General features: G+C 70.9%; 2 protein-coding genes. Both read right to left on the bottom strand.

Annotated features, from left to right (window positions below; genetic code table 11):
- Positions 1-1,119 (bottom strand): SLC13 family permease (locus GJV64_RS14175; protein WP_268920653.1); only part of this gene is annotated, 1,119 nt, incomplete at its 3' end.
- A gap of 73 nt (positions 1,120-1,192) precedes the next feature.
- Positions 1,193-1,662: DHHA1 domain-containing protein (locus GJV64_RS14170; RefSeq protein ID WP_235927774.1), on the bottom strand; the 470-nt coding region annotated here is incomplete at its 5' end.

Genomic DNA, 1,662 nt, shown 5'->3' with positions numbered 1-1,662 from the left:
CCTGGCCACCGCCGGCACCTGGTCAGCCGGCAGCTGCAGCAGCAGCACGTCGCCGGCTTCCGGGGCCTGCATGGCCAGCGCCTCGGCGATCGCCTTGCCGCGCCGGCTCAACGCCACCAGCGCCACGCCATCGCGGGCGAGGAGAGCGCTGGCACCGGCGTTGCCCACCAGCGGCGATCCGTCGGTGACCACGAACTCCGCGAAGGCGCCTTCCAGCAGGTCGTCCTCGGCCTCTCCGGCCAGTTGCAGGCCCCAGCGCACCAGCGCCTGTTCCACCACCGGCGCCCGCCCTTCCACCTGCACGATGTCGCCGGGCAGCAGGCGCCGGGTCGGGCGCGGCGCCGTCACCAGCATGCCGCCGCGATCGATGGCATGCACCTCCAGCCGGTCATCCCCTGCCATGGTGGTGGCCAGCCGCTCCACGGTCAGGTCCGCCGACACGCCAGGCGGCACGCGCAGCTCGAACAGATAATCGGCAATCCGGAACTTCAGCGGCTCCTCACCGCGCTCGGCACGCACCGGCAGCAGCCGCACGAGCAGGATGGTCATGGCGATGCCGATCACCGCCAGTGGCAGACCCACCCACGCGAAATCGAACATTGCAAAGGCCTTGCCGGCATAGTCGGTGCGGAGCCGCGCCAGCAGGATATTGGGCGGTGTGCCGATCAGCGTGACCAGGCCGCCCAGAAGCGAGGCAAAGGCCATCGGCATCAGCACCCGGCTGGGCGAAACGCGAGCGGCCCGGCAACTGGCCAACGCAGCCGGGAGCAACAGCGCCAGCGCGCCGACATTGTTCATCATCGAGGACGCGGCGCCGCACAGCAGGGCATAGACCGCCGATATGCCCACTTCGGCGGTCAACAGCGGCTGCAACGGGCGCAACAGGCGTTCCAGCAAGCCGGACCTCGACACCGCCGCCGACAGCACCATTACCGCTGCAACGGTGATCACCGCGGTGTTGCCAAAGCCGCTGAACGCCTCGCCGGCCGGCACCAGCCCCAGGAGGACGCTGGCCGCCAGCATCATCAGCGCCACCAGATCGTGGCGGATACGCTCCGTGGCAAAGCCGACGAGACCGACAGCGAAGATCAGCAGGATGAGGGCGCCATCGGACAACATTGCCGCAAGCTTGGCGCACGCGGGCGGTGCGCACAATTGCGCGCCGAACGAACCGGCGCGCCAGCAGCACCGATCAGGCCGAGAGGGCCGCCTTCACCGCCGCAATCGCTTCGGCGGCCTTCGCGCCATCGGGGCCGCCGGCCTGTGCCATGTCGGGCCGGCCACCGCCGCCCTGCCCGCCCAGCGCGGCCGCTGCAACGCGCACCAGGTCAACCGCCGAGCGGGTGGCGACCAGGTCATCGGTAACACCCACCGCCACGCTGGCGCGGCCCTCGTTCACTGCGACCAGCACGGCGACGCCGCTGCCCATCGCCGCCTTGGCTTCGTCGATCAGGCCGCGCAATGCCTTGGGATCGAGCCCGTCGAGCACGCGGCCCTGGAAGCTGATGCCATTCACCGTCTCGATACTGGCATCGCCGCCACCGGTGGCCGGCCCGGCGAGCGCCAGCGCCTTCTTGGCGTCGGCCAGTTCGCGTTCCAGCCGCTTGCGCTCGTCCAGCAAGGCCGCCACGCGCGCCGGGACTTCCTCCGGCCGCGCGCGGA

The organism is Sandarakinorhabdus rubra, assembly GCF_010994245.1.
Taxonomy (GTDB): Bacteria; Pseudomonadota; Alphaproteobacteria; order Sphingomonadales; family Sphingomonadaceae; genus Sandarakinorhabdus; species Sandarakinorhabdus rubra.
Note: the sequence above shows the minus strand (reverse complement) of the source record. Positions and strands in the feature narration are given on the sequence as shown.